The organism is Robiginitalea biformata HTCC2501 (genome assembly GCF_000024125.1).
In the GTDB taxonomy this organism is placed as follows: domain Bacteria; phylum Bacteroidota; class Bacteroidia; order Flavobacteriales; family Flavobacteriaceae; genus Robiginitalea; species Robiginitalea biformata.
In genome coordinates, this window is sequence record NC_013222.1 from 913,040 (window position 1) to 938,057 (window position 25,018).

Here is a 25,018-nt window from a genome sequence, read left to right on the forward strand (position 1 = left end):
GCACGTGTATTATTTTTTCTCCTTGAATTTCCGCAGGGTTTCCTGGGTGGTTTCGGACAGGGCCAGCCGCCCGGTTTCTGCGGCGCGTTCCGGCAGGAGGTCCCCCCAGTGGTCCGTCCCCTCCCAGAGGGCCTTTTTCAGGGCTGTAAGCGCGGCAGGCGGATAGGAGGCGAGTTGGGAAGCAAAGAATTCGGCTTCCTCGTCCAGGGCCTGGCGCGAATCGAATACGCGCGCATACAAGCCTTTTTCCTGAGCCCAATAAGCGCTCTTCCACTCTGTGGGGGAGAGGGACAGCTCTGCGAGCCCGGCTGCCCCGGTTTTCCGGGCGACGGCCGGTGCAATCACCAGGGGGGCAATGCCGATACTGATTTCCGAGAGGCGTACCGAAGCGCCTTCAAGGGCCAGGGCGTAATCGCAGGCGGCTATCAGCCCCACGCCGCCACCAACCGCCTTGCCGTGGACACGGGCCACGATGGGCTTTGGACACCTGCGCATGGCATTGATGACGCGGGCAAAGCCGCTGAAGAATTCGGCCCCGGTTTCCGGGTTGTCTATTTCCAGGAGTTCGTCAAAGGAAGCGCCGGCACAAAAGGCCCGGTCGCCTTCGGATTGCAGCAGGATTACCGAGATGTCGCCATCCCCGCCCAGGGCATCGATTTCCCGTTCCAGGCGACTCAACAGGTTGGAGGTGAAGGAGTTGCTGGCAGGATGGCCGAATTCCACGCGGGCCAGTGGGCCTGAGCGCTGGGTGTAAAGACTGCCTTCTTTGCGGGCTGCGGTCATGGTTTTTACCCAAATTTATGCCTTTTGCAAGAGCGGGCGAAATTTTTGCCGGAACTTCCAGACCAGGGGCGCTCCGCGGAACAGCATCCACACCGTAAACGCCCCCCAGATACCGTAAAGGCCCCAATCCAGCACTTTTCCGAGATAGAGGGCGGGGACAAAGCCCAGGAAGGTGGCAAAAAGAAGGACGTTCCTCAAAAACCGCATCTTCCCCATCCCCTTGAATATCCCGTCGAATACAAAGGCGATCCCGTTGATGGGCATTCCGAGGATCAGGATGAAGAAGAAGCTGTAGAACGCCTGCAGAACCAGGACGTCCTCCGAGAAGAGCCTGCCGGTGGGGCGGTAGAAGACGGTTGCAGCGACCATCAGGAAAAGGCAGACCCCCAGGCCGTAGCGGCTGAGTTTTTTGGCCAGGTTCCAGAGGCTGTCGTAGTCCTTTGCACCCAGGAACCGCCCGCCCAGGATTTTCCCCGCAGAGGAGTACCCGTCTACGAAGAAGGCGGCAAAGAGCCAGAGGTTGATTGCGATGGTATGCGCGCCGATAAACCGATCGCCCAGGGCCGTGGCTTCCCGGACGGCCAGTAGGAGCGCCAGGTTCAGGGATAGCGTGCGGATAAACAAATTGAGTACCATCCCGATCAGCCGGCGCATTTCCGGGTGTACGGGAAACTGCAGTTTCAGGCGGATCGGCGTCCGCCACATGAGCAGCCCCAGTGCCAGGAGGGCCATCACCCCCTGGGCGATCAGGCTGGCCCAGGCAGCCCCCTCCAGGTTCATAGCGGGAATCCATCTATCCACGCCGTAGACCAGGGCAAAGTCCAGCAGGATGTTCAGCCCGGCACCGGTAATGGCGATGAGCATGGGCCACCCGGTATTTTGCAGGCCCTGGAAAATCCCCATGATCGCGAAGGTGAGTAGTGTCAGCGGAAATCCCCAGACACGGATTTGGAAGTAGGAGATACAGTATTCCAGGATCAGGCCCTCGGCGTTCAGCAGCCCGAAAATCTGCGGGCTCAGGGGGAGGGAGACCCCCAGGATCAAAAGACTCAGCGCGAGATTCAGGAAAATAGCCTGGGCGGGGAGCGTTTTGATGTCGTCCAGCCGGTCGCCGCCCACATACTGGGCCACAATGGCCGATACGGCAGACCGCGTCTGGCCCAAAATCCAGATAAGCATCGAAAGGAAGGACCCGACAATCCCCACGGCTGCCAGGGATTCCAGGCCGTTCTCCGGGATGTTGCCCACGATGGCCGTATCCGTGATGCTGAGAACGGGCTCGGCGATACCGGCGAAGATAGCAGGTATGGCCAGGCGGTTGATGTTTTTCCGGGAGAGGGCTGGATTCACACCTGCGAATTTACGACCCGCTCGTAACAATAAAAAGGGTAAGCGCTCTGCCTGGGGAAGTAGACAGCCCCCAGGCGCTGGTAACCCCGCTGCTCGTAGAATCGCTGGTTTCGGTGGTTTCGGCTGAAGGTGTCCAGGCGGATGGAGCGGGCGCCTTGCCGGAGCGCCAATCCCTCGGCATGGTCCATCAGCTGTTGTGCCAGGCCCTGGCGTTGGTAATCCGGGTGAACGCCCAGGCGGTGGATGTAGAGGTTGTCGCGATTCGGGGTAAGCCAGCGTACCGATTTGTATTCTTCATCCATCCGGGAAGATACCACGATGGTCCCCACCGGCCCGTGGCCCGCGTCGATCACCCACAGTTCCCCCCGGTCCAGGTCCCGGACAAAGGCTTCCCGCTTCGGGTAGACGTCCGTCCACTGAAAGATGCCGTTGGCCTGCATGGCGCGGCCGCAGGCCCTGGCCATTTCCATAATTTCGGGGATTTCCTCTACTTTTGCAGGGCGGATCATTTCGCAGCCGACATTTTGTGTAAATTTAGAGGAATTAACTAGATCCAACCACCCATGAAAAAAATCCTGGTCCCTGTAGGAAACCCCGAAAGCGCCCTCGAAACACTGAAATACGCCGTGAGCTTCGGCGCGGAATTCAAGGCTGAAATCTACGCGATGGAAGTGCTGACAAAGACCAGCCGGGCCGGGGAGTTGTCGAACGTGAAGGAGAAATTCGTCGAGAGCAGCAAGGAACGCCTTCGCGAACTGATCGGCCAGATCGATACGGGGGGTGTGGACGTTAAAGTGGCCACCTATCAGGGCGACCTGGTAGACGGCTTGAATAACCTCACAGCAGAACTGGATATCGACCTGATCCTGGTAGCCCCCCGGAGTGTGGAAATTGACGAGGAGCTCTACCTGGGGAATACCACCGGGCGAATCATCAAGCGCACCAACATCCCCACGCTGATTGTGCCGAAAGGCTGCTCCTTCAAGCCCTACAAAACCATCCTGACCGCATTCCGGTCCGGGATCCTCAAAAGGAAGCGGGTCCTCAAACCCCTGGTCGCCATTCAGGAGAAGTTTGGGGCCACGGTGAACCTGCTGATGGTCAAGACCCCGAATTATACGGACGACGACCTGAAGATCAATACCGCCCTGATGGACATCGCCTCCCAGGTGACCATGACCGAACATGCAAACACGTATCTGGGCGTACTGGAGCACCTGCAGAGCCAGCAACCGGACCTGCTGACGGTATTCAGAAGGAAGCGGGGCTTTTTCAATGCGCTCTGGGAGAAGAACACGATCCAAAAATCCGAGTTTTCGGCACGGATTCCCGTGTTGGTGCTTAGTGTGAAGAAGGATTGAGGGGGCAACATAAGCCAAATGACTTCTCCATGCGAAAAATCCTGGTATGCACCCTGTTATTTTTCTATTACCCGAGCTTTTCCCAAACCCTGACCGATGAATCCGACAAGGAGGAGCTGACCTATGTGCTTTCGAATATTCAGCGTACTGTAGAGGGTCATAAATCGATTTTTGACGGAGCTTTTTATTTTCGGGTCTATCAAATCTGGGATTCCCGTGGGACGCCAGAAGGGACTTTCCCAGGATCCGAGGAAGCCTATTCTGCCTATTATATTGCAGTGAGCCCGGATGGAGACTATTACGTTGGGGCTGAGCTTTTCAAGGTAGGGGGGCTCATTGCTCCGGAATGGTTGGGGATTGAACCCCAGCAGTATCCGGAAGTAAAGATCCGATTCCGGCATGGACCCCATAATCAGCGTAAGGTGGTGGAGTATGTTCTCCGGCCAGAGATCCGTTGAGTTCTCCAGGACCGGAGTCGCTTCGCAGCTCCGGATGATCTCCCGTACTGCAAATGCCATCATCCGACTTCGCTATGCCTTTCGGCATAGACGCTTAAAAACACGAAAGCCACTCAAGTAAACTTGGTGGCTTTCTTAGTTCTTAATCGCATCTCCGAAGTCGGATGATGTCGCTTGATCGTGGAGAATACCGGAGTCGAACCGGTGACCTCTTGCATGCCATGCAAGCGCTCTAGCCAGCTGAGCTAATCCCCCGTGAACTAGACGGCAAAAATACGCATTTTATACAATTCTCAAAAATGTTCCTGATTTTTCTGATAGGAATTCCGGGGGCGGATTCTGCTTGTTATCTTGTGGTTTTCACGAATAAAACCAAAGAGACCCATGGATCAATTAAAGGATAAGGTAGCCTACATTACAGGAGGCTCAAAAGGAATCGGATACGGGATTGCCCAATCGCTGCTCGCGGCGGGCATGCGCGTGGCAATCAGCGGTCGGGATAAAAAGCGGATTGAGGAGGCGGCTGCGTCCCTGGACCGGGAGCGGGTCATCCCGATTGTGTCGGATGTTACCCGTCTGGAAGATGAAGAGGAGGCCGTCAAGACAATTTTGTACCGTTGGGGCCAGGTAGACGCCGTGATTGCAAACGCTGGCCTTGGTCACTTTGCGCCCGTGGACGAACTTTCCCCGGACCATTGGAAACAGATGATCGACACGAATCTGACCGGCGTTTTCCACACGCTGAAAGCTGCTTTGCCGGCCCTGAAGGAATCCCGGGGGTACTACATTACTGTGGCAAGCCTGGCCGGGACAAATTTTTTCGCCTCCGGGGCGGGTTATAACGCCACCAAATTCGGGGTGGTGGGTTTTACGCAGGCGGCCATGCTGGACCTGCGCCCCTTTGACATCAAGGTGTCGACAATCATGCCCGGCTCCGTGGCCACGCATTTCAACAACAATGAGCCCTCGGAAAAGGACGCCTGGAAGATCCAGCCGGAAGACCTGGGCGAACTGGTACTGGACCTGCTGAAAATGCACCCGCGGACGCTGCCGAGCAAGATCGAGGTCCGGCCTTCGCGCCCGGATAATAAGTGATCCCTACGCGGGGCGGGCTTCAAACGGGACTGCGGGGTTGAACACTTCCAGCAGGAGCTCGTGGAGGACCTCCCGGAATGCAGTAAGCGTATCCGCATGGATTTGCTCTTCCGTCTGCCGGGGGGCGGTGCGTACCCCGAACCACTGGTAGCCGGCCCCGAGGTTTTTAAAGGATACCACCCCTGCTTTTTCAGGCAGGGTCCCGGAATCGCCGGCATAGAGCAGGGCGTAACACAGTACCTGGAAGGCCTTGGCCCGGTCCGGTTCCGTCCGGAGCGATTCCCATTCGGAAACCCGCAGCTCGGCCGGGGTTACCTTCCCGGTCTTGTAATCGACAATCCGTACCTGCCCGTCCACCTCCTCAATCCGGTCGACGGTGCCTTTGAGGGTTACCGGATGCTGCAGGCCCGGGACTGCGAGTTCCTGCCGGAATTTCTTTTCCACCCCGAGGATCCGGATACGGTGCTTTTCCGCCCGGGTCACCTCACTGCCGAGGAAGTGATCCAGGTGCTGCCGGAGGACCTGCAGGGCAATTAGGTTTTTGCCCCGGGCTTTTCCATCGCGCAAATAGTTTTTTCGAAATGCCCGCTCGATGGCGCTGTCGGATCGGTTCCGGAGTTCCGCCAGGTTATCCCTGTTCAGGAAGGCGCCTTCCAGGGGCCTGTAGAGTTCTTCCAGAGCATCGTGCAGTACGGTGCCGAAGGTGTTTGCAGCTACGGTTTCCTCCAGTTCCTCCGTTTCGTCCAGGCCCAACACATTGCGCTGGTAAAACAGCAGGGGATCGGCGATGAAACGGCTCAGGGAAGTAGGGGAAAACCCGCTGGAGGCCATTTCCTGCAAGCGTTCAAGAAGTTCCGGCCCCTTATGGATCCGCAATTCGCCCGGCCGTTCGGCCCCGGTTTCCGGTACGGCGAAGGCCAATTCCGTCTGGGGCCCCAGGACGGGGTCGGTGCGCAGCTGGTTGATAAACCGGCTGGGCTCGCCCCCTTCGATGACTTCCGGTTCCGTATTGTAGCAGATCACCACGCGGCGTGCCCGCTGGAGCAGCCGGTAAAAGTGGTAGGTGTAGACGGCGTCCTTTTCCTTATACGTGGGCATCCCGAATTCCCGCTTGACGTCGAAGGGGATGAAGGAGGCATTCGATTTGCCTGAAGGCAGGATGCCTTCGTTTACGGATGTGATAATCACCGTGTCAAAGTCCAGGTTCCGGCTTTCGAGCATTCCCATTACCTGGAGGCCGCTGAGGGGCTGCCCCTCAAAATCCACCTTTTCATCGGCCAGTAGTTGCCGGTAGAGCAATTGGAGGGATTTCAGGTCGCTGACAAACGGGTAGGCCCCTGTAAGTTGGATCAGCTGGTTGAAAAGCTGGTTAAAATGGAACAGGTATTCGAGTTGTAACGGGTCCCCGGCTTTCTGGTACACGGGTTTCAGGGCCCGGGTGATGTCTTCCAGGTTTTTTGCATGGTCGCTTGGGGGTGCACCCGGCGGAGGGAGCAGCAATTCCCGGACGGTTACAGGCAGCCCCATGGCTTCCAGGGCGTCGGAATCTGCGTAATACAGGTTTTCGCGAATCAGATACATCCGGCCCCGGGTCGGTTCGAAATCCAGGGACCTGAACCAGGACTGCAGGTAGGGGTGTGCGATCAGCACGAGCAACTGCGGCACCCGCCAACCCTCTGCGGTCTTGCGGATGCGCATCTCCAGGAGCAAGTCGAATAGCTGTGCCATCGGGCTGTGCCGGATGGGATAGCTCATCGTAATGTTTACCGCGGGGATTTCTGCGGGGAGGGCGTGCAGCACCGGCGTCAGCAGGGCCTCATCCCCCAGCACCAGGGCCGTATTTTCAATACCCTCCGGGTCTTCGGCATATAATTCCCCCAGCAGCGAGCCGCAGTATTTGGCCTGGGCAACGGATTTGGGGATGCCCACCATCCGGATATTGCGCGGGCTGGCGAAATGATTTTGGATGCCCGCGAGACCCGTCCTGAGGGAAGGCCAATCCCGCAGGTGTTTGCGCATAAAATGCCCGGCATCGTGGACGGGGTTGTCGATGTAGTGGGGATCCGCGTCCCAGTAGATTCGGGATCCCGGTTTTTCCAGCAACTGCTGAATGATTCGGTCTTCCGCCGTATTCAGCGCATTGAAACCGATAAAGATATAACGTACGTCCCCCCGGGCTGCCGCATAGGAGGCTAATTGGGAAGCGGCGGCGCGATAGGCCATCCCCTGGTAGGCAAGGCCTTCCCCGGCGAGGTTTGTCCGGAACCGCGAATAGATCGGCGCCAGGTTCTTCCAAAAGGCGATTTGACGGTCCATCATGGGGGTGCTGCTGCCATCCGGGGTCCAGTTGCGGATTTCGTTCAGGGCGGCCAGGGTTTCGAATAACCGGTCCGTGTCTACCAGGTAGCGGTCGGCCTCGTTAAAATCCTGCAGGAGGGTGGGCCCCCACTTGGTAAAATCGGCAAAGGATTCCTGTTGAATGCCTTCCTGGTCCAGGCAGGCTTCGTAAAGCCGGAACAGCAGGTGGAGCGTGCCGGCATACCGCAAACCGGAAATCTCCGCGACAAAGTCCTCAATACTCCAGATGTGAGGCGACAGGAAGGTACTGGTTGCCCGCTGGGCCATGCGGTTCTTTAGAAAAAAGCCGGCCCGCTTGCTCGGCAGGACAAAAACAAACGAGGACGGGTCCGATTGCCATTCGGGCAGGTCGTCCAGTACGGAATCCAGGAAAGACTGCATGTACTAAAAATAGAAAAGCCCCGGCATTTCTGCCAGGGCTTTCCCAAGATTATCGGTTATATAAACTTACTCCTTGATGAGGTTGATCTCAACCCGACGGTTCTGCGTACGACCGGCACGGGTGTTGTTGGTGGCGATCGGGCGCTCTTCACCGTAACCTACAGCTTCCAGGCGAGAGGCATCGATGCCTTCGTTGATCAGGAAGTCGCGTACAGAGTTGGCGCGCTCTTCGGAGAGTTTCTGGTTCAGTGAGTTGCTGCCCACGCTGTCGGTGTGACCTTCAACGGTGAAGCGGCTGTTCGGGTACTGATCCAGGATCCGGATAATGTCTACGAATACGCGGGTGGACTCGGGCTTCAGAGAAGCTTTTCCGGTGTCGAAGAGGATCGTACGGGCGTACTCGTTAAGCTGGGCCTGTACTTCTTCAGTTACTTCCGGGCAGCCGTTGTTGGCTACAGTTCCGGCAGTATCCGGGCACTCGTCGTCTTTGTCGAGGACACCGTCGCCGTCAGTATCCGGCCAGGGGCATCCGTTGTTTTCAGCAGGACCTGCTTCAGAAGGACACTCATCGTCCTTGTCGGCAACGCCGTCTCCGTCAGCATCGGGGCATCCGGAAAGAGCCGGCAGACCAGCTTCGTTCGGGCAGGCATCGTCCTTGTCGGCAACACCGTCTCCGTCAGCATCGGGGCATCCGTTCATCTCCATGGATCCGGCCTCGTTCGGGCAGGCATCCTTGGCATCTTCGATTCCGTCTCCGTCAGAATCCGGGCAACCGTTAAAGGCTTCCAGTCCGGCAACTTCGGGGCAGGCATCGTCTTTGTCGTAGATACCGTCACCGTCCGTGTCGGTTCCGCCAAAGCGAATAGAGACACCGGCCAGGTGCTGGAAGTGCTTCACGCCGTAATCTTCGAAGGCGTGCTTGTATTGTGTTTGGAGGGTCAGACCGATAAAGTCGGTAAACCAGTAGTTCACACCGATACCTCCATTAACCGTACCGGCTCCGATTTCGTCAACCCAGGTGTAACCACCACCTACTTCAACGAAAGGATCGATCTTGGTATTTTTCAGAATATTGTACTTGATGGTACCATCTACAGCATAGTGCGAAAGATCGTCGGCAGAAACATCCCCGAGCTTGGAGATGCGGTTCAGCGATCCACGGACACCTACTGCAAATCCATCACCGATATATTTCGATACATGAACATAAGAGATGGAAGGCAGGATGTTCCAGTGGTCGTTCGCGTTGAAGTACTCACTGAAAAGGGATCCCGTCGGGTAAGCGGCATCTGAATCGTTGGTGGGGTAAACGTCAATGGCGTTCACACCGAAGCTTATTTGCCAGGGATTATTCTCATCCTGTGCTTGTATGTTGTTAAACCCTAAAACGAGTAGGCCAACAACCAATAATCTGCTAAGCTGTTTCATGTTCAAATTTTTAAGTTTAAGTGTTTATTAGAGGCAAATGTAAGTTGTTAAAGTTTATTAACAAAATCATATTCCCATTTTTTTCGTCCCAAATCGCCTGTCTTTACAGGGTTCAGATGACCCCGAGATCTCTGCCCACTTCCTTGAATGCCATGATGGCCCTGTCGAGGTGTTCGAGCTCGTGTGCAGCGGATAACTGGACCCGAATCCGGGCCTTCCCCTTGGGCACCACGGGATAGAAAAACCCGATCACATAGATGCCTTTTTCCAGCAGTCTTTCGGCCATTTCCTGGGACAGTTTCGCGTCGTAAAGCATCACCGGGACGATGGCGGACTCCCCGTCGACGATATCAAACCCGAGCGCCTTCATCCCTTTTTTGAAATACGCGGTATTCCGGTCCAGGGTTTTTTTCAGGGAATCGTCCCGGGACAACAGTTCGAACACCTTGATGGAGGCGCCGACGATGGCCGGTGCGAGGCTGTTGGAAAACAGATACGGCCGGGACCGCTGCCGGAGCATTTCGATTATTTCCTTTTTCCCGGTGGTGTACCCGCCCATGGCGCCCCCCAGCGCCTTGCCCAGGGTGCCGGTGATGATGTCGATGCGGCCGAGCACCCCTTTTTCCTCCAGGGTGCCGATGCCGGTCTCCCCGATAAAGCCGGTGGCATGGCATTCGTCGATCATGACCAGGGCATCGTATTTTTCGGCCAGGTCGCAGATCTCGTCCAGGGGGGCCAGCAGGCCGTCCATGGAGAAGACCCCGTCGGTGACGATGACCTTGAACCGGGCCCCGTCCTCCTGGGCCTTTTGGAGCTGTTCCTCCAGGGAGGCCATATCCGCATTGGCATACCGGTACCGCATGGCCTTGCAGAGGCGTACCCCGTCGATGATCGAGGCGTGGTTCAGCGAATCGGAAATGATGGCATCCTCAGGCCCGAGCAGCGGTTCGAATACCCCGCCGTTGGCGTCGAAGGCCGCCGCATATAATATGGTATCCTCGGTTCCGTAAAAATCCGCAATGGTCTGTTCCAGTTTTTTGTGGATGTCCTGGGTGCCGCAGATAAAGCGGACGGAAGACATCCCGAACCCGTGGCTGTCGAGCGTATCCTTGGCGGCGCGGACCACTTCCGGGTGGGCGGAGAGGCCCAGGTAGTTGTTGGCGCAGAAATTCAGCACTTCCTGCCCCGTGGAAATCCGGATCACAGGCCCCTGGGCACTTGTGATGACGCGCTCTTCCTTAAATAGCCCTGCCTGGCGGATGTCCTCCAGTTCGTTTTTCAGGTGTTCTTGTATTTTCCCGTACATAATTAAAGGGTTTCTGTTTGGATTCCGTTGTCTGTGATGTAGACCAGCAGTGCCCGGTCGATTTTCAGCCCCATTTCTTCGATGGCGGAGGCGTAGCCCCGCAGCTGGTCCCGGTGTCCGGGGGCAGGCCGGGCGGTTTTGTAATCGATGATTACTGCCCTTCCCTCTTGAATTACCAACCGGTCCGGGCGCAAAATTACCTTATTTCGGAGAATGATGTCCCTTTCGTTGTAAATCTCTGCCCCTTCCTCAAAATACGGGGCGAGCTCCGGGTGGTGGACCACTTGTTCCAGCAGCCTGGCCAGGGACTCCTTTTCCTCTGCCGGCAGCAACCCCTCCCCGACAAGCCGCGGGATCACCCCGGGCAGGTCCGCTGCCGTACGGATCAGGCTCAGGGCCAGGTGGAGCGTATTCCCGTAGGCTGCAGCAGCTTCCTGGGCGCTGTCCCAAAGCCGGCCGGACCGCGTGACGACCCGGAGGCGCCCGGCATCCCTTGAAGAATATCCCAGGGGTAAGGGACTGCGTACCGGAAATTCGCGGTGTCCCGGGGCCGGGGCCGGGGATCCGAAGGTGTAGGTACAGGTGGCGTCCTCCCATTTTCCGGTAGCGCGGAGATAGCTGGCATACAGGTCGGTGTAACGGGCGGGTTCGCGGGTTTCCCCATCGGGCGCTTTCCCGGTCAGGACAAATAGGGCGTGGATGGCCCGCGTATGGGCCACGTAGAGGACATTGAAGGCGTCGAGCTCCAGTTTTTCCCGCTCCTCCCGGTAGCATGCTGCCGCCGCCGCCCCATAGTGCTCCACCTCCTTGCGGGAACTGATTTGCAGGTAGGAGAACCCGCAGAAACTCTCCGGGTCCACCGGGAGCCAGAGCTTCGGGTTCTTTCCCCCGTAAATCTGCGAATCCGCGAACGGGAAGATGACCACCGGGAACTCGAGACCCTTGGCACTGTGGATGGTCATCAGGCGGAGGGCATCCGGGTTTTCGGGGGCTGCGATACTCAGTTTGTCTTTTTTGCTGTCCCAGTATTCCAGGAAGGTCCCCGGGGAGACATCCCCGTTTCGGGAGGCATCCAGGGCGTGTTCCAGGAGTGCAAACAGGTAGGCGTCGGCAGCTCCCCCCAGGCGGAAGTTGCGGATGGCCTCCTCCAAAATATCATAGGCTGGCTTCAGCCGCATGACCCCCGGGTCAAAAGACCATTCCTGCACCAGCAATTCCCCGGTATCCCCGAGGTGGTTGCGGATCCACGCATGCGTGCCTGCCCCGGCGGGGGCCAGGAAGGAAAGTACGCCATAGGCGTGGTTCGGGTCGGACGGGTCCTGCAGGAGGCGGAGCAAATCTACCAGGAACCGGACCGTCGGATGGTTGGCTAGCAACAGGGTTTCCGAGGAGATAACCGGAATGCCTTCGGCCAGCAACCGGTCGGATAGCGCTACCCCGTCCTTCCGCCTCCGGGTCAGGACGCAGATGTCACCCAGCCGGTACCCCTCCCCCCTGAGGCGCTCCAGGATTTCAACCGTTCGGTCCAGGTAAGCCGTTTCGCTGTCTGCTGCGTCGGGGTCCTGGAATTGAATCTCCACCCACCCGGGTTGACGGGAATGCGCCAGTTGGCGATTGCCATCGAGGAACAACCGGCTGTAGGCCTCATTGCTGAGCCGGGAACTGAGGACCGAGAAAAAGTCGTTGTTGAAGTCTACGATGGTTTGGGAGCTTCTGAAGTTTTTTTCAAGCGGTGCCCGGGTAGGGTCGATGGAGAATGGGTTGCCGGGGCCCTGTATCAGGCCCAGGAACTGTTCGGCTTTACCGCCGCGCCACCGGTAGATGGCTTGTTTGACGTCCCCGACGAGAACCAGCGAGCCGTGCCGGCCCTGCTGGTCTTCCCCTTCCAGGGCATTCCCGATCAGCGGAACCAGGTTTTTCCACTGCAGTTCCGAGGTGTCCTGAAATTCATCGATAAAGTAGTGTCGGTATTTTTCGCCCAACCGTTCGTATATGTAGGGAGCGGGCTGGCCGGCCAGTTCCTCGGCGATGATGCTGTTAAACCGCGCCACGGGAAGCAGGCTGTCCGCCTCCTGTATCCGCTGCAGTTCCAGTTGCAGCAACCCCAGGACCGTAAACGGCGCGCTATTCTGATAAGCATTGCTCAGGAACGCGCGCTGGTAGATTCGCAAACGGATGGTTTCGAACTGCCGGGCAAATTCCGGGTGCAGCCCGTCCAGCAATGCTTTTGTGTCCTCCGGCGTCTTTTTGCTGTAAAGGGGCTTTTCGGCAAATTCCCGCTTCCACGCTGCGTCGAAATTCTGGTCAAAATCCCCGGCGTTGACCTTGCGGATAAAATCCGGGAAATAACCCCGGGAGAAGTCCAGGCGTTCCAGCTCGTTGTTTTCAATAACGCGGAGGATTTCGGAGGTAGTCCGGAGGAGGTCGGCTTCGCATTCGTCCCGCATGGCGGCCAGGCTTTCCCGGAGCCGGACAAAATCCGCCATTCCCTTTCCGCGGAAGGTATCCAGGTATTCCCGATGGTTTTCGTTGAAGAGCAACTTGCCCGTATCGGCCAGGTCCCTGGCGATATCCCAACTGCGGTCGTCGGCGGATTTTTCAAGGGCGTAGTCGATCAGTACGCGGGTGAGTGCCGGCACTTCCCCAGCCTGCAGGATCAGGTTTTCCACGGCCTGTTCCAGCAGCGCATCCGTATCCAGGACGACTTCAAAATTGGCCGGCAGTTGCAGGTCGCGGGCAAAAGTCCGGAGGATGCGGTGGTTGAACCGGTCGATGGTGGACACGTCGAAGAAGGCGTAATTGTGCAGGATTTCCTGCAGCACCCGCCCGGATCGTCGGGCGAGCGTTTCCCGGTCGGTCCCCAATTCGTCCTGGAGGTCCCGGAACAAGACGGGCCGGCCGGCTTCGTCCCGGACGCCCGCAAAGGCTTCCAGGCTGTCGAGGATGCGGTTTTTTAATTCCCCTACCGCTTTATTGGTGAAAGTGATGGCGAGGATCTCCCGGAAGGGTTGCCCGCCCTGGCCGGAAAGCAACAGCTTCAGGTATTCCCGGGTAAGCGTATAGGTCTTGCCGGACCCGGCCGAGGCACTGTATATCCGGAATGCTTCCCCTGGTGGCGTCATACCCTGCAAAATAAGCAATACCGTGAGGTTCTTAACAAATAATTAGCGGAAAGTGTTTGTTAAAATCCTTAGTTTTGGTAGACAACTAGTTTTAACATTAAACCTGAACACATATGGCATTTCAACTTCCGAATTTACCCTATGCGTACGATGCGCTCGAACCGCATATCGACGCGCGTACCATGGAAATCCACCATACGAAACACCACAACGGTTATACGACCAAATTAAACAACGCCATCGAAGGAACCGACCTGGACGGGAAGTCCATCGAGGACATTCTCAAAAACCTGGACATGGGCAACGGAGCCGTCCGCAATAACGGCGGCGGCTACTTCAACCACTCCCTGTTTTGGGAAATCCTCTCCCCGGATGGTGGCGGAAAGCCTTCGGGCGACCTCGCCTCGGCCATCGACGACGCTTTTGGGTCATTCGATAAGTTCAAAGAGGCGTTCAGCAATGCGGCAGCTACCCGGTTCGGGTCGGGATGGGCCTGGCTGTGCGTCCACCCGGGAGGTAAAGTGGAGGTTTGCTCCAGCCCCAATCAGGATAATCCCCTCATGCCCGGTGTGGGATGCGGCGGTTACCCCATTTTGGGCATCGACGTCTGGGAGCACGCCTACTACCTGAATTACCAGAACCGGCGCCCCGACTACATCGAGGCATTTTTCAACCTGATCAACTGGAGCAAGGTGTCTGAAAATTTTGCCGCACATAAATAAGGTCCCCGAATAAGGTCCCCGTCAAGTGACTGAGCCCCGGTATTATGCCGGGGTTTTTTTATGGCTTATCGCGAAATACGGTGAAAATATGCGAGGGAAATATAGAGAGGAAAACGGGTGCGGACGGGAAACAGAAAAGGGCAGAGAAACTCCACCCTTTTCATCCCAAATCTTACCATAAACTTAACCTACTTATGCTATGGCAAGTACTAAATTACTGGGATAAAGAGAAATAACAAAGAAAATTGGTAAATATTTAAGGCTTATCCAGCCGGCGGCCGTGCTCTTTTGCCTCGAAATTCGGGGTGTGGAAGGGTAAATGGCTGTACATCAATATAAAAAAGGCAAGGTGTTACCCTTGCCTTTTTCCCCAAATCTTACCATGAACTTAACCTACTTATGCTATGGTCCTACGAATGTAAGCCATGGGTTTTCCATGCAAAAATCATTCGGATGAACGCCGCTTAAAACCGTTGAAATGCACGCCGGGTTGTAGCTTCTTACGAGGGAGGCATGCACGCCTTGGACATCGTGCGAACTTTCTCCCAGGAGGTACCCCCGGGAGGCGGTTGGGGAAAATAAAAAAGGTGGATAAGAATCCACCTTTTTTGCCCCAAATCTTACCATGAACTTAACCTACTTATGCTATGGCAATCCTAAAGTACAGGGGTTCCCTGCCGGAATCGGAAAAACCCGATATTCTGCAGATATTATCGATGAAATGCACAATTTTGTGCATTTCATCGATTTTTTCCTTTTACCGCCGGGGGCGTTTTTTAGTAAGCGCGCTGGTTTTTTCCCTCGTGGAAATTGACGAATGCCTGGTTTACCACCCGGTTGCCGCCGGGGGTCGGGTAGTCTCCGGTAAAATACCAATCGCCCAGGTTGTCCGGGCAGGCTTTGTGCAGGTTGCTGATGGTCTGGTAGATGATCTGAACTTCCGCCCGGATCTCGGGAGGGCTGAGCAATTCGGCAATCTTGTCGGATAATTCCTGAGTCCTGAACGGGGCGTAGAATTCCTTGACATGGTTAACGGCTTCCCGTTCCGGATTGGCCAGCTGCTCCTTGCATTTTTCGTAGATGCTGTCCACGACGTCCATGCTTCCCCTTTCCCGGTGCAGCTCCAGGGCAGCCCTGAAGGCGATGAAGTCCTCGAGTTTGGCCATGTCGATACCGTAGCAATCCGGGTAGCGGATCTGCGGGGCGGAGGATATCACGATAATTTTTCGGGGCCCCAGCCTATCGAGGATCCGCAGGATGCTCTTTTTCAGGGTGGTCCCCCGCACGATGCTGTCGTCGATTATTGCCAGGTAGTCGCCCTTGTTCACGGAGCCATAGGAAATATCGTATACGTGGGCCACCAGATCGTCCCGGCTGCTGTCCTGGGTAATAAAGGTCCGGAGTTTGGCATCTTTGATGGCCACTTTCTCAATGCGCGGGCGCACCTCCAGGATGTTGTGCAGCTCCTCGCTGGTGATATCGGGGCCCAGGGCGAGGATTTGTTCCTCTTTTTTCTTGTTCAGGTAATTCTGGGCCTCCCGGAGCATCCCCAGGAAGGAGGTTTCCGCTGTATTCGGGATATATGAGAAAACCGTGTGTTTGATGTCGTGGTCAATGGCTTCGAGGATCTGCGGAAAGAGGAGTTTCCCGAGTTCCTTCCGCTCCTGGTAGATTTCTTTGTCGTTGCCCCTTGAAAAATAGATGCGTTCAAAGGAACAGGCTTTTCGCTCCCGGGGTTCCTGGATCTGCCGGATGCGTACATCCCCGTCTTTTTTGACGATGATGGCGTGGCCCGGCGGCAGTTCCTGAACCTCCTCATAGGCCGTGTTGAAAACCGTCTGGATGGCCGGCCGTTCGGATGCAACCACCACCACTTCGTCGTCGGCATAATGGTAGACGGGACGGATCCCGGAGGGGTCCCTCAGGACAAAGGCGTCGCCGTGGCCTAGCAGCCCGGCCATCGCATAACCGCCGTCCCAGTTCTTGGAGGACTTCCGCAATATCTTGGACACCTTCAGGCGTTCGGCAATCATGGGCGAAGCTTCCATCTTGGTGTATCCCTCCTTCTTGATCTGCTTGTAGATCTTGGCCACCGCATCGTCCAGAAAATGCCCGATCTTCTCCATAACGGTAACCGTGTCGGCCAGTTCCTTGGGGTGCTGCCCGAGTTGCACCAGGTTGTCGAACAGTTCGTTGACGTTGGTCATGTTGAAATTGCCGGCGACGATCAGGTTTCGGTGCATCCAGTTGTTCTGCCGGAGGAACGGGTGGACGCTTTCGATGCTGTTCTTCCCAAAAGTTCCGTATCGCACATGGCCCAGGAGCAGTTCGCCCACGTAGGGGATGTTCCGTTTTTGCCACGCGACGTCATTGACGGCTTCCGGGTGCTCCTTTAGGGAGGTATTGATCCGGGCGTTGATCTGGTCGAAGATATCCTGGATGGGCTGGGACGCATTGGAACGTACGCGGCTCATATAGCGCTCCCCGGGGCGCATGTCGAGTTTGATGCTGGCGAAGCCCGCCCCGTCCTGCCCGCGGTTGTGCTGCTTCTCCATCATGAGGTACATTTTATTTACCCCATAAAAGGCCGAGCCGTATTTTTCCTGGTAGTATTCCAGGGGTTTGAGGAGGCGAATGAGGGAAATCCCGCATTCGTGCTTGATGGCGTCACTCATATGCTCGCAAAATTAATAAAAGCCCGCATACCGGGCCATTATTTAACTTCTATATCAAACTGGGTCAGTTCCCTGAACCGCTCCAGCCTTTGGTCGATGTCCTGTGGCCGGAGTTGGATCAGCCGTTCCGTGCCAAAACGCTCCACGCAGAACGACGCCAGGTTGGATCCGTGGATCACCGCGTTGCGCAGGTTGTTGAAGGAGATGTTTTGTGTCTGTGCCAGGTATCCGGTAAAGCCTCCGGCAAAGGTGTCGCCTGCACCCGTCGGGTCAAAGATCTCCTCCAGGGGCAGGGCCGGGGCAAAAAAGATCCGGCTGTCGTTAAAGAGCAACGCGCCGTTTTCCCCTTTTTTGATCACCACGTAGCGCGGTCCCATTTCGTGGATGGCCTCGGCTGCCTTTACCAGGGAATACTCCCCGCTGAGCTGGCGGGCCTCCTCGTCGTTGATGGTGATGACATCTACCTTCCCGATGACTTGCAGCAGGGTATCCAAGGTGTTGTCCATCCAGTAATTCATCGTGTCGAGCACGGTGAGCTTCGGCCGGGAATCCATCTGGCCGATGACGCTCAGCTGAATGTCCGGGTGCAGGTTGCCCAGCATAACGATATCCGCATCCCGGTAGGCTTCCGGGACCACGGGTTGGAAATCCGCCATCACGTTCAGTTCGGTAACCAGGGTATCCCGCATGTTCAGGTCGTTGTGGTACCGGCCGCTCCAGAAAAAGGTTTTGCCGCCGGGCACCACTTCAATGCCGCTGACGTCGATGCCCCGCTCGCGCAGCAGGTCCAGGTAGCTGGCCGGGAAATCCTCCCCGACCACGGAGACGATGGCGCTGTCCGCACGGTAGTGGGAGGCAGCCAGGCCGATAAAGGGGGCGGCCCCCCCGAGTATTTTATCCGTTTTTCCGAAGGGGGTTTCGATGGCGTCGAATGCCACTGAACCCACGATCAATAATTTCCCCATAGGGTGTCTGTGCAATTTTGCTGCAAATATACGCTTTTGGGGCGCGACAGCTCCCCGGGGTGCGGGGGAATCTCGGGAAGCCGGGGCGAATCCGGGAAAAAGGTGCTATTTCCGCCCGAAGTCGGCGGGGATTTCCCCCCAGGCACGGGTTTCCCATTTAACCACAGGGGTCTCGTAGGAGTTGGTCTCCAGCCAGTGCACCGCACGACGGACCATGTCGAAGAGGTCCCGGTTGGTTTCGGTTTCCTCCAGTTTCGTATTGCATTTTTTCTTTCGCACCCAGCTCATTGCCGTCCGCGAATCCGAATAGATGATGCGGTTGCTGCCCTGTTTCTTGAGGTAGGCCAGGGCGTGGACGATGGCCAGGAATTCCCCGATGTTATTGGTGCCCTGCCGGAAGGGGCCCTGGTGGAACAGGCGCTTCCCCGTCCGGGTATCCACCCCCTGGTACTCCATGACCCCGGGATTGCCGCTGGAGGCGGCGTCCACGGAAATCGAATTCGGGTTGGGCCGGCCAACCCGGGCCAGTTGTTCCGGAGAAACGCCTTTGGCCCGTTTCTTCCTGGCAACGGCTTCCCGGTATCCGGCGCGGTAAGCCATTTCGGCCTGCCCGCGGGAAGGGAACCCCATATACTGGGCTCCCTTTTCCCCCTGGATTTGTTTTTTACAGGCCTCCCAGCTCGTATAGACCCCGGGTTTTTTGCCTTTCCATACCACGTAGAACTTATTTTTCTCAGCCATGGCCTGGAAATAACACAGATTCGACGGCCTTTGGGAAGTACTCGTATTCGAGCGCATGCACTTTTTCGGCTACCGATTCCGGAGTATCCCCGGAGGTAACCGGGATCTCCTGCTGCATGATGACAGCCCCCTCGTCATAGGCCTCGTTGACGTAATGCACGGTAATGCCGGTGCGCTTCGCCCCGTCCTGCACCACGGCCCGATGCACATGCATCCCGTACATCCCCTTGCCCCCGTAGGCAGGCAGCAGGGCCGGATGGATATTGATGATGGCGTCGGGGAATGCCCGGACAACCTCCCCCGGGACCTTCCACAAAAAGCCCGCGAGTACAATCAGGTCCGGGTCAAAGGAGCGCAGCACCCCCACGAACCCGCCGGGATCCTCAAAGGCGGCCCGGTTAAAACCGTAGAACGGGAGCCCCAGGCGCTTACACCTTTCAACCACCCCGGCCTGCAGGTTGTTGCCCAGCACGGCCCGGATCCGGACCCGGGGGTCGCGTTCGAAATATTTCGTAAGATTCTCTGCGTTGGAGCCTGAACCCGAGGCAAATAAAATGATGTTTTTAGGCATTGGGGATGTTGTATTCAGCGCCTGGAATTTGCGATAAAAGTACTATAGCTATTGGATTTATCGCTAATTTGGAGTACATTTTATCGGGATTTAAGGTATTTAATCCAAAGTTTTATATTTTTGCCAACAATTTAAATTTAAAACCAAACAATATGTCAGACATTGCATCAAGAGTAAAAGCTATCATTGTTGATAAGCTGGGTGTTGACGAAAATGAGGTGGTTGCTGAAGCAAGCTTTACCAACGACCTGGGGGCGGATTCCTTGGATACGGTAGAGTTGATAATGGAATTTGAAAAGGAATTTGATATCCAGATCCCTGACGATCAAGCAGAAAATATTGCTACTGTAGGCCAGGCTATTAGCTACATCGAGGAGGCCAAGTAGGTACATGATATTCAATCAATCGAATTGAAATTATCCATGTGGTAATCGGGCTGCATGGATAATTTTTTTTAATTTACACCAGGGTTACACAGCAGACAAACAGATTCCTTTCATGCAATTAAGACGAGTAGTAGTTACCGGTCTGGGAGCCCTTACCCCCATTGGCAACAGCAAAGACGCATATTGGGAAGGCCTGAAGAATGGCAAAAGCGGATGTGCTCCCATCACCTATTTCGATACAGAAAAGTTCAAGACCAAGTTCGCCTGCGAATTGAAGGGGTACGACCCCATGGAGTTTTTTGATCGCAAGGAGGTCCGCAAACTGGATCCCTTTGCGCAATACGCCCTGGTCTGTTCGGACGAGGCGATTGCGGATGCAGGGCTGGACCTGGATTCGGTAGACAAATTCCGGGTAGGCGTTATCTGGGGTGCCGGGATCGGCGGGCTGGAGACCTTCCAGACCGAAGTCCTCAACTTTGCCGAAGGAGATGGCACGCCGAGGTTTAACCCGTTTTTTATCCCCAAGATGATTGCGGATATCGCCCCGGGGAATATTTCCATCAAGCACGGGTTTATGGGGCCGAACTACACCACTGTTTCGGCCTGTGCGAGTTCGGCCAACGCGATGATCGATGCGCTGAACTACATCCGCCTGGGCCACTGCGATGTGGTCGTCACCGGCGGGAGCGAGGCGGCTGTAACCATTGCGGGAATGGGCGGTTTCAATGCCATGCATGCCCTGTCCACGCGCAACGACAGTCCCGAGACGGCTTCGCGCCCCTTCGATGCAACCCGTGACGGGTTTGTGCTGGGGGAAGGCGGCGGGTCCTTAATCCTCGAGGATTACGAACACGCCAAGGCCCGCGGTGCCAAAATCTACGCTGAGGTGGTCGGCGGCGGACTGAGCAGCGATGCCTACCACATGACAGCCCCCCATCCGGACGGCATCGGGGTGGTACGGGTTATGGAGAACTGCCTGCGGGACGCCGGGATTTCCCCGGAAGAAGTGGACGCCATCAATACGCACGGGACCTCCACCCCCCTCGGGGACGTGGCGGAGCTCAAGGCAATTTCCCAGGTATTCGGGGAGCATGCGCCGAAAATGAACATCAATTCCACCAAATCCATGACCGGCCACCTGCTTGGGGCCGCCGGGGCTATTGAGGCCATCGCCTCCATCCTGGCCATGGAACACGGGATTGTCCCCCCGACCATCAACCACTCGGTGGTGGACGAGAATATCGACCCGAAGCTCAATCTGACACTCAACAAAGCACAAAAACGGGATGTGCAGGTGGCAATGAGCAACACCTTCGGGTTTGGCGGGCACAATGCCTGCGTATTGTTCAAGAAAATAAGCTGAACCCCGTATGACATTTCCCGGCAACATCTTTAATTCCCATCCTAAGGAGGATGGGGATTTTTTTTTGGGGATCAGCCGGATCCTGGGGTTCAAGCCGAAAAGCCTGGAGGTTTATAAGCGCGCATTCCTCCACCGGTCGGTCAACAAGAAAGATAAGAACGGGCACCCGATGAATTATGAACGGCTTGAATTCCTGGGGGATTCCATGCTGGGGACCATCATCTCCAAGCACCTGTACAATGAAGTACCCGCCGGGGATGAGGGCTACCTCACCAAGATGCGCTCCAAGATCGTCAGCCGGAAACACCTGAACGAACTGGGCAAGGACCTCGGGTTGCTGAACTTTGTCGAAAGCCGGATTCCCAAGGCCCACTTTGGGGAGAACATCCACGGCAACGTCTTTGAAGCACTGGTCGGGGCCATCTACCTGGACCGGGGGTACAAGTACTGTGAAAAGTTTATCCAGAGCCGGGTGATTGAGCCCTATGTGGATATCGAACAACTCGAAGGCCAGGTAATCAGCTACAAGAGCCTGGTGATTGAATGGTGCCAGAAGCAGAAAAAGGAATTTGAATTTGAGGTATATGAGGATACGGGCAACGACCCGGTGAAGCATTTTGCAGTCAAATTGCATATCGACGGCCGCATCCTGGCCAAGGCCCGCGCCACCTCCAAGAAGAAAGCGGAAGAAAAGGCATCGCGACGTGCATTCTTTGCACTCCAGAATAAAATGGACAGCGAATAGGCCCTGAACTAGGTGGATTCGGGCAGAACCGTTATATTTACGATTCGTCAAAAACCGGAATGGGCGCAACGCTGAACATTTGGGAAGACCTGTTGCAGGACACTACTTTCGGCCTTTTCGCAATCCACAGCCAGTTAGAGGACTACGCCCTGGCATACGCGCTGAATCAGGCGTGTTCCATCAAGCTGCGGCGCCTGCGGGAGGATCTGGAATTGGACCGACAGGTGAATTTTCCCCTGTTCCAGTACAAGGACGAAGCGAACCAGCGGGAGTGGACCCTGGTGCGCAATTCAGGCATCAGCACGGGTGCCGGGCCGGCAGCGGGCCTGTTCCCGGATGAACCCAGCCACAGGCGTCATTACCTGATCCCGGAAAAAAAGGAAGTGGACTACTTCCTGAAACTCGACGGGGAGGACGGGGAACAAAAGCTGGTTGCCAGACTGCTTTCGGTCGAAAAAATTATCACAGCCTACCGCCTGGAGGCTTCAGAACTGAAATCCAAACAGAACCTAATTTTCTAGAACAGATATGCCAAGCCATAAAAAGACGAAAATAGTGGCCACCCTCGGCCCGGCCACCAGCGACAAGGAAGTCCTTCGCCGGATGATCGAAGCCGGAGTGGACGTTTTCCGCATAAATTTCTCCCATGCCAATTACGAGGATGTCGGTAACCGGATCCGGATGATCCGGGAGCTCAGTGAAGAACTCGGCCTCTACACGGCAATCCTTGCCGACCTGCAGGGCCCCAAGCTCCGCGTGGGCGTGATGTCCGGAGAGGTGGTGGTGGCCCCCGGGGACGAAATCCTCTTCAAGACCGGGAAACCTTTTGAAGGTACGGCCGAGGAGGTGTACATGAATTACGAGAATTTCCCGAGGGACGTCAAGCCCGGGGAACGCATCCTCCTGGACGACGGGAAACTGATATTTGAAATCCTCGAGACCAACGGAAAAGACAGCGTCAAGGCGAAGGTCATCCAGGGCGGGCCGCTCAAGTCCAAGAAGGGGGTCAACCTGCCGAACACGAACATTTCCCTGCCGGCGCTGACCGAAAAGGACATCAAGGATGCTGAGTTTGCCATCTCCCAGGACGTGGACTGGATGGCCCTGTCTTTCGTGCGCCACAGCCAGGACCTGATGGACCTCCAGGAGCTGATCAACAAGCACTCGGAACACAAAATCCCGATCATCGCCAAGATTGAGAAACCGGAGGCCGTGGACAACATCGACAAGATCGTCGCTTACTGCGACGGCCTGATGGTTGCCCGGGGAGACCTGGGCGTGGAGGTCCCGGCCCAGGAGGTTCCGCTGATTCAGAAACGGCTGGTGCTCCGCGCCAAAAAAGCGCGTATCCCCGTGATTATCGCCACCCAGATGATGGAGACGATGATCACCAGCCTGACCCCGACCCGGGCCGAGGTAAACGATGTGGCGAATTCCGTGATGGACGGTGCCGATGCGGTGATGCTCTCCGGGGAAACCTCGGTGGGGAATTATCCGGTACAGGTTATTGAGCGGATGTCGAGTATCCTGAAAAGCGTGGAGAGCTCGGAACTCATCAAAGTCCCACACGACCCGCCCCACGTCCGTACCAAACGATATATCACCAAGAGTGTCTGCTACCACGCGGCGCTGATGGCAAACGAAATCAAGGCGAAGGCAATATCCACGCTGACCAACAGCGGGTATACCGCCTTCCAGATTTCCGCCTGGCGCCCGGGCGCGCATATCCTGGTATTCACCTCGAACAAGCGGATACTGTCCCAGCTGAACCTGCTCTGGGGAGTCAAGGCATTTTACTACGACCGGTTTGTGTCCACGGACGAGACCATCGAAGACGTCAACAAGATCGCCTGCCAGAAGGGATACCTGGAAGCCGGCGACATGCTCATCAGCCTGGCGGCCATGCCGATCAAGGACAAAGGGATGGTCAATACGCTGCGGGTTACCGAGATCGACAGTTGTAATTTCTGATCCGGCCACCGTGTCCCCCGGGCCTGCCTACGTGTTCGTGCCCCCCGGGGCTCTTCCCGCGTTCGTGCCCACAAGGCCCGCCCTTGCGTTTAAAATTCAAACTTTAATTGTACGGAAACCGAATCCTCCCCGGATTCGGTTTTCTCTTTTTCCGTATCCAGGTTCGACAGGGAGATCCCCAACAGGCGTACGGAGTTCTCAAGGGGTTGCTGGTAGAGGAGGTCCCGGGCTGCCGCCAGGATACGTTCGGGAGAATCGATGTACTCCGCCAGCGTGCGGCTTCGGGTTTGCAGGCTGAAATCGCTGTACCGGATCTTCAGGGTAATCGTTTTACCCGAACGGTTGCGGGTCCTTAGTCGGCGGCTGAGCTCTTCTGCAATCTTCGTCAGTTTTTCAACCATAAATACTTCACTGCTAAGGTTTTCGCTGAAAGTCCGCTCCGCCCCCAGCGATTTCGGGACCCTGCTGGGCTGCACGGGGCTGTCGTGTACCCCCCGGACCACCCGGTAGTAGTGGTGCCCGCTCTTGCCAAAATGGCCGGTGAGGAAATGTTCACTTTGCCTGCGAAGGTCGGCACCGGTAAAGATCCCCAGGGCATTCATTTTTTCGGCCGTCACCTTGCCCACGCCGTGGAATTTCCGAATCTCCAGGGATTCCAGGAATTCCTGTACGTCTTCCGGGGGGACGGTTTTCTGTCCGTTGGGCTTGTTGAAATCGCTGGCGACCTTGGCGATAAATTTATTGACGGAGATCCCGGCGGAGGCGGTCAGGCCGGTTTCCTCCAGGATGCGCCTGCGGATTTCGCGGGCGATCAGCGTGGCGGAAGGCATCCCCTTGCGGTTGGCCGTCACGTCCAGGTACGCCTCGTCCAGGGAGAGGGGCTCCACCAGGTCCGTGTATTCCAGGAAGATCCCCCGGATTTGACGGGACACCTCCCGGTAGCGATCGAACCGGGGCTTGACAAACACGAGCTCCGGGCAGAGGCGCCGGGCCTGTACCCCGCTCATGGCAGAACGGACGCCGAATGTACGCGCCTCGTAACTCGCCGCAGCCACCACCCCCCGTTTGGCTCCCCCGCCCACTGCAATGGGACGGCCGCGGAGTTCCGGTTGGTCGCGCTGTTCCACGGAGGCAAAAAAGGCGTCCATGTCGATGTGGATGATCTTTCGCAATTCCCGCGATTCTTCCATACGCAAATTTACGGTATATTTAACCGGAAGGGGCCTGGCAGCGGGTT

21 protein-coding genes and 1 tRNA gene are annotated in these 25,018 nt (G+C 56.5%); 9 read left to right on the forward strand and 13 right to left on the reverse strand.

Features of this window, described 5'->3' with window-relative positions; genetic code table 11:
- Window positions 1–9: 9 nt before the first annotated feature.
- The 3 genes from RB2501_RS04055 to RB2501_RS04065 are packed head-to-tail and all read right to left on the reverse strand — an operon-like array spanning window position 10 to window position 2,642.
- A complete protein-coding gene (locus RB2501_RS04055; protein WP_015753476.1) occupies window positions 10–783 on the reverse strand; it encodes an enoyl-CoA hydratase/isomerase family protein in 774 nt (257 codons plus the stop codon).
- A gap of 15 nt (window positions 784–798) precedes the next feature.
- A complete protein-coding gene (locus RB2501_RS04060; RefSeq protein ID WP_015753477.1) occupies window positions 799–2,133 on the reverse strand; it encodes an MATE family efflux transporter in 1,335 nt (444 codons plus the stop codon).
- Window positions 2,130–2,642, reverse strand: a complete 513-nt coding sequence (locus tag RB2501_RS04065) for a GNAT family N-acetyltransferase (RefSeq protein WP_015753478.1) — start codon at window positions 2,640–2,642, stop codon at window positions 2,130–2,132. The genes RB2501_RS04060 and RB2501_RS04065 overlap by 4 nt, the downstream gene beginning before the upstream one ends.
- 54 nt (window positions 2,643–2,696) lie before the next feature.
- Here RB2501_RS04065 and RB2501_RS04070 point away from each other — a divergent pair, with 54 nt between their 5' ends.
- Window positions 2,697–3,494 (forward strand): universal stress protein, encoded by a 798-nt coding sequence (locus RB2501_RS04070; RefSeq protein ID WP_015753479.1) that lies wholly within the window; start codon window positions 2,697–2,699, stop codon window positions 3,492–3,494.
- Between the two features lie 29 nt (window positions 3,495–3,523).
- Window positions 3,524–3,952, forward strand: coding sequence for a hypothetical protein (locus tag RB2501_RS04075; RefSeq protein WP_015753480.1), 429 nt, complete (start codon window positions 3,524–3,526; stop codon window positions 3,950–3,952).
- Between the two features lie 181 nt (window positions 3,953–4,133).
- Here the strand turns inward: RB2501_RS04075 and RB2501_RS04080 are convergent.
- Window positions 4,134–4,207 (reverse strand) — tRNA-Ala (locus RB2501_RS04080).
- A 129-nt stretch (window positions 4,208–4,336) separates the two neighbouring features.
- Here RB2501_RS04080 and RB2501_RS04085 point away from each other — a divergent pair.
- On the forward strand, window positions 4,337–5,047 hold the full coding sequence (locus RB2501_RS04085) for an SDR family oxidoreductase (RefSeq protein ID WP_015753481.1): 711 nt from the start codon (window positions 4,337–4,339) through the stop codon (window positions 5,045–5,047).
- Between the two features lie 3 nt (window positions 5,048–5,050).
- On the opposite strand, the gene RB2501_RS04090 is transcribed toward RB2501_RS04085, so the two are convergent.
- The 4 genes from RB2501_RS04090 to RB2501_RS04105 all read right to left on the reverse strand — a co-directional run bounded on the left by RB2501_RS04090 (window position 5,051) and on the right by RB2501_RS04105 (window position 13,642).
- On the reverse strand, window positions 5,051–7,786 hold the full coding sequence (locus RB2501_RS04090) for a PD-(D/E)XK nuclease family protein (protein WP_015753482.1): 2,736 nt from the start codon (window positions 7,784–7,786) through the stop codon (window positions 5,051–5,053).
- Window positions 7,787–7,852: 66 nt separating this feature from the next.
- The gene (locus RB2501_RS04095) at window positions 7,853–9,214 is read right to left on the reverse strand and encodes an OmpA family protein (protein WP_041326974.1); all 1,362 of its coding nucleotides are present in this window, start codon (window positions 9,212–9,214) and stop codon (window positions 7,853–7,855) included.
- 112 nt (window positions 9,215–9,326) lie between these two features.
- Window positions 9,327–10,520: a glycine C-acetyltransferase gene (kbl, locus tag RB2501_RS04100; protein ID WP_015753484.1), complete on the reverse strand. Its 1,194-nt coding sequence runs from the start codon at window positions 10,518–10,520 to the stop codon at window positions 9,327–9,329.
- 2 nt (window positions 10,521–10,522) lie between these two features.
- The gene (locus RB2501_RS04105; protein ID WP_015753485.1) at window positions 10,523–13,642 is read right to left on the reverse strand and encodes a UvrD-helicase domain-containing protein; all 3,120 of its coding nucleotides are present in this window, start codon (window positions 13,640–13,642) and stop codon (window positions 10,523–10,525) included.
- Between the two features lie 113 nt (window positions 13,643–13,755).
- On the opposite strand from RB2501_RS04105, the gene RB2501_RS04110 reads away from it, so the two are divergent.
- Window positions 13,756–14,364, forward strand: coding sequence for a superoxide dismutase (locus tag RB2501_RS04110; protein ID WP_041326975.1), 609 nt, complete (start codon window positions 13,756–13,758; stop codon window positions 14,362–14,364).
- Window positions 14,365–15,140: 776 nt separating this feature from the next.
- Here the strand turns inward: RB2501_RS04110 and RB2501_RS04115 are convergent.
- From RB2501_RS04115 to purN, 4 genes are all read right to left on the reverse strand, one after another.
- Window positions 15,141–17,039, reverse strand: a complete 1,899-nt coding sequence (locus RB2501_RS04115) for an amidophosphoribosyltransferase (RefSeq protein ID WP_015753488.1) — start codon at window positions 17,037–17,039, stop codon at window positions 15,141–15,143.
- Window positions 17,040–17,077: 38 nt separating this feature from the next.
- Complete coding sequence (locus RB2501_RS04120) at window positions 17,078–18,004, reverse strand: PfkB family carbohydrate kinase (protein ID WP_015753489.1); 927 nt, start codon at window positions 18,002–18,004, stop codon at window positions 17,078–17,080.
- 105 nt (window positions 18,005–18,109) lie between these two features.
- Window positions 18,110–18,745, reverse strand: coding sequence for a ribonuclease H1 domain-containing protein (locus RB2501_RS04125; RefSeq protein ID WP_015753490.1), 636 nt, complete (start codon window positions 18,743–18,745; stop codon window positions 18,110–18,112).
- Window positions 18,738–19,316 (reverse strand): phosphoribosylglycinamide formyltransferase, encoded by a 579-nt coding sequence (purN, locus tag RB2501_RS04130; RefSeq protein WP_015753491.1) that lies wholly within the window; start codon window positions 19,314–19,316, stop codon window positions 18,738–18,740. The genes RB2501_RS04125 and purN overlap by 8 nt, the downstream gene beginning before the upstream one ends.
- Before the next feature lie 152 nt (window positions 19,317–19,468).
- Between purN and RB2501_RS04135 the strand changes: the two genes are divergently transcribed.
- From RB2501_RS04135 to pyk, 5 genes are all read left to right on the forward strand, one after another.
- Window positions 19,469–19,702, forward strand: coding sequence for an acyl carrier protein (locus RB2501_RS04135; protein WP_009778413.1), 234 nt, complete (start codon window positions 19,469–19,471; stop codon window positions 19,700–19,702).
- A gap of 112 nt (window positions 19,703–19,814) precedes the next feature.
- The gene (gene fabF / locus RB2501_RS04140) at window positions 19,815–21,065 is read left to right on the forward strand and encodes a beta-ketoacyl-ACP synthase II (RefSeq protein ID WP_015753492.1); all 1,251 of its coding nucleotides are present in this window, start codon (window positions 19,815–19,817) and stop codon (window positions 21,063–21,065) included.
- 7 nt (window positions 21,066–21,072) lie between these two features.
- On the forward strand, window positions 21,073–21,810 hold the full coding sequence (gene rnc, locus RB2501_RS04145) for a ribonuclease III (protein ID WP_015753493.1): 738 nt from the start codon (window positions 21,073–21,075) through the stop codon (window positions 21,808–21,810).
- Window positions 21,811–21,869: 59 nt separating this feature from the next.
- Window positions 21,870–22,331: an IPExxxVDY family protein gene (locus tag RB2501_RS04150; protein ID WP_015753494.1), complete on the forward strand. Its 462-nt coding sequence runs from the start codon at window positions 21,870–21,872 to the stop codon at window positions 22,329–22,331.
- A 7-nt stretch (window positions 22,332–22,338) separates the two neighbouring features.
- Window positions 22,339–23,781, forward strand: coding sequence for a pyruvate kinase (gene pyk / locus RB2501_RS04155; RefSeq protein WP_041326977.1), 1,443 nt, complete (start codon window positions 22,339–22,341; stop codon window positions 23,779–23,781).
- Between the two features lie 89 nt (window positions 23,782–23,870).
- On the opposite strand, the gene dinB is transcribed toward pyk, so the two are convergent.
- Window positions 23,871–24,971, reverse strand: a complete 1,101-nt coding sequence (gene dinB, locus RB2501_RS04160) for a DNA polymerase IV (protein ID WP_015753496.1) — start codon at window positions 24,969–24,971, stop codon at window positions 23,871–23,873.
- Window positions 24,972–25,018 lie beyond the last annotated feature (47 nt).

Bases quoted from the DNA above. Each gene is read 5' to 3' on its own strand.
- RB2501_RS04055 (WP_015753476.1), bottom strand. From the start codon at position 783: ATGACCGCAGCCCGCAAAGAAGGCAGTCTTTACACCCAGCGCTCAGGC.
- RB2501_RS04065 (WP_015753478.1), bottom strand. From the start codon at position 2,642: ATGATCCGCCCTGCAAAAGTAGAGGAAATCCCCGAAATTATGGAAATG.
- RB2501_RS04070 (WP_015753479.1), top strand. From the start codon at position 2,697: ATGAAAAAAATCCTGGTCCCTGTAGGAAACCCCGAAAGCGCCCTCGAA.
- RB2501_RS04075 (WP_015753480.1), top strand. From the start codon at position 3,524: ATGCGAAAAATCCTGGTATGCACCCTGTTATTTTTCTATTACCCGAGC.
- RB2501_RS04085 (WP_015753481.1), top strand. From the start codon at position 4,337: ATGGATCAATTAAAGGATAAGGTAGCCTACATTACAGGAGGCTCAAAA.
- RB2501_RS04090 (WP_015753482.1), bottom strand. From the start codon at position 7,786: ATGCAGTCTTTCCTGGATTCCGTACTGGACGACCTGCCCGAATGGCAA.
- RB2501_RS04095 (WP_041326974.1), bottom strand. From the start codon at position 9,214: ATGAAACAGCTTAGCAGATTATTGGTTGTTGGCCTACTCGTTTTAGGG.
- kbl (WP_015753484.1), bottom strand. From the start codon at position 10,520: ATGTACGGGAAAATACAAGAACACCTGAAAAACGAACTGGAGGACATC.
- RB2501_RS04105 (WP_015753485.1), bottom strand. From the start codon at position 13,642: ATGACGCCACCAGGGGAAGCATTCCGGATATACAGTGCCTCGGCCGGG.
- RB2501_RS04110 (WP_041326975.1), top strand. From the start codon at position 13,756: ATGGCATTTCAACTTCCGAATTTACCCTATGCGTACGATGCGCTCGAA.
- RB2501_RS04115 (WP_015753488.1), bottom strand. From the start codon at position 17,039: ATGAGTGACGCCATCAAGCACGAATGCGGGATTTCCCTCATTCGCCTC.
- RB2501_RS04120 (WP_015753489.1), bottom strand. From the start codon at position 18,004: ATGGGGAAATTATTGATCGTGGGTTCAGTGGCATTCGACGCCATCGAA.
- RB2501_RS04125 (WP_015753490.1), bottom strand. From the start codon at position 18,745: ATGGCTGAGAAAAATAAGTTCTACGTGGTATGGAAAGGCAAAAAACCC.
- purN (WP_015753491.1), bottom strand. From the start codon at position 19,316: ATGCCTAAAAACATCATTTTATTTGCCTCGGGTTCAGGCTCCAACGCA.
- RB2501_RS04135 (WP_009778413.1), top strand. From the start codon at position 19,469: ATGTCAGACATTGCATCAAGAGTAAAAGCTATCATTGTTGATAAGCTG.
- fabF (WP_015753492.1), top strand. From the start codon at position 19,815: ATGCAATTAAGACGAGTAGTAGTTACCGGTCTGGGAGCCCTTACCCCC.
- rnc (WP_015753493.1), top strand. From the start codon at position 21,073: ATGACATTTCCCGGCAACATCTTTAATTCCCATCCTAAGGAGGATGGG.
- RB2501_RS04150 (WP_015753494.1), top strand. From the start codon at position 21,870: ATGGGCGCAACGCTGAACATTTGGGAAGACCTGTTGCAGGACACTACT.
- pyk (WP_041326977.1), top strand. From the start codon at position 22,339: ATGCCAAGCCATAAAAAGACGAAAATAGTGGCCACCCTCGGCCCGGCC.
- dinB (WP_015753496.1), bottom strand. From the start codon at position 24,971: ATGGAAGAATCGCGGGAATTGCGAAAGATCATCCACATCGACATGGAC.